General features: G+C 60.0%; 1 protein-coding gene. It reads right to left on the bottom strand.

The window, feature by feature from the left end:
• Positions 1-2,252: HAMP domain-containing methyl-accepting chemotaxis protein (locus K678_RS17255; protein ID WP_021133771.1), on the bottom strand; the 2,252-nt coding region annotated here is incomplete at its 3' end.
• Between the last annotated feature and the right edge of the window lie 27 nt (positions 2,253-2,279).

Here is a 2,279-nt window from a genome sequence, read left to right as displayed (position 1 = left end):
TTGAGCTTTACCCCCCGAGATTTAGTGCCGTTATTAAAGGCTGTTTTCGGCTTGCTCTGCGCATAGTCGCGAGATTTGCGGGCCGGGACATGATGGCGCACTGAAGCATTCCGCTGCCCCGGCATCGAATCCTGGCCGTCAATGCGGAAGTAGGAGATCGTTGACTGCAACTGCTCGGCCTGCGAGGCCAGTTCCTCGGAGGTGGCGGCCAGTTCCTCGGACGCCGCCGAGTTCTGCTGGGTCACCTTGTCGAGCTGCTGGATCGCCTGATTGATCTGTTCGGCACCGATATCCTGTTCACGGCAGGCAGCGCTGATCTCTTCAACCAGTTCGGCGGTTTTCTTGATGTCGGGGACCAGCTTCGACAGCATGTCCCCGGCCTCGCGGGCGACCTTGACCGAATCCGACGACAACGAACTGATCTCGGCTGCGGCGCCCTGGCTGCGTTCGGCCAGCTTGCGCACTTCCGAGGCGACGACGGCAAAGCCCTTGCCATGTTCCCCGGCGCGGGCCGCTTCGACCGCCGCGTTCAGCGCCAGCAGGTCGGTTTGGCGGGCGATTTCCTGGACGATCGAAATCTTCTCGGCAATCGTCTGCATCGCCGCCACCGTCTTGGTCACCGCTTCGCCGGATACCTGGGCATCCTTGGCCGACTGGCGGGCGATCTTTTCGGTCTGGGTGGCGTTTTCGGCGTTCTGCTTGATGTTGGCGGCCATCTCCTCCATCGAGGCCGAGGCTTCCTCGGCGGCGGAGGCCTGCTCGGTCGAACCCTCCGACAATTGTTCCGACGCAGAAGACAGCTCCTGACTTCCGGCGGCAACATTGTCGGCGGCGGTCATCGCGTCGGAGACGACGGCGCGCAGCTTCTCCAGCATCGTTTCAAGCGCGATGCCCAGTGCATCCTTGTCGGACAGGCGCTTGGCTTCGACCGAAAGATTGCCCGTGGCGATCTGCTCGGCGACATGAGCCGTGGACCGCAGGTTGGTAATCATGCCGTGCAACGCGATTCCCAACGTATCCTTGTCCGACTGACGCTGGATACTAACGGCAAGGTTACCCTGGGCAATTTCGTCGGCAACTCCCGCAGTGATCCGCAGATTGGCGGTCATCGCGTTCAACGCGGTGACCAGATCCTTGACCTCGTCATTGCTGTTGACCTCAATATTCTGGCTAAGATCACCGACCGCAACGGCATTGGCCAACCCCACCGCCTTACCCAGCCCGCGCGAGATCGCGAGGGCAATATAGGTTGCAGCACCGAAGGCGATCAGGATCGAGGCGACAACCAGAATCAGCAACTGAGTCCGCAGCGAGCCATAGGTGCTCTCGGCCAGCACCTGGGCTTGACTGACCTGATCGGTATTCAGATTGGTAACCCCGTTCAGGAGTTCGTCGATGTTAGACGCAGCCTTGCGCGCCTCGCCGTTGGAGAGTGCCAGGGCCTTCGCATCGGAATTGATCGCGCTGAGATCAGCAATTTTGGTCGCAATACCGTCCCAACGGGAGAACCGCTCGGCCGCCGCATCGAGAGACCGGCGGTCCTCATCGCCGACAGTACGGCGCAGAGCATCCAAAATCCGTTTTGCCTCGGCGTTCTGTTCCCGAGCGCGCTGGAGCAGGTCTTCTTTCTCCCGCTCGTTCGAAATAATCAGCGACTGATAAAGCGCTACCTGCGACGTGCGAAGAGAGGAAACGATCCGCCGCGCTTGATGCGCGATCCGAACCGCATCGGGACTGGCCTGCGCCGCGTTTTCGGCCCGGTCATACAGCGGAGCCAGCGAATCGATCAGCGCGCTCATCGCCACCTTGGCTTCGTTATTGACGTACTCGCCCGCCTTGTCATTCGACCGGGTCTTGGCCAAATCCTGGATTTTATTCTGAAGCAGGTAATAACGGTCGACCGCTTCGCGCACCGAGTTAAATCGGCGTTTGCCTTCGTCCGATGCCACCGCGATGTATTCTTCGCTCATGCGGCGGAAGTTCTCGCGAAATTGCTCGATCTTGCCGACATGTTCGAGCGTGTCGTCCTCGGTCTGGGCCAGCAGCAAGTTCTTTTCCGCCCGGATCAGTTCGATCCCGGTCTGGGACATCTGTTCGACCAGCATCAAACGTTTGACGGGTCCGTTCACCAGATTGTCCATCGTTTCGTTTAACTGCGACAGGCCGTTCAGGGCCGACGCGGCGGCAATCACCAGCAGCAGGATGACCACGCCGAAGGCTGCGGCTAGTTTGACTTTGACGGAGATTCGCATGACCCAAACCCCTTTTGGATGATCCCT

The sequence above is a fragment of the Magnetospirillum fulvum MGU-K5 genome (assembly GCF_000442515.1).
Lineage (GTDB): Bacteria > Pseudomonadota > Alphaproteobacteria > Rhodospirillales > Magnetospirillaceae > Phaeospirillum > Phaeospirillum fulvum_B.
This window is presented reverse-complemented; position numbering and strand designations above follow the sequence as displayed.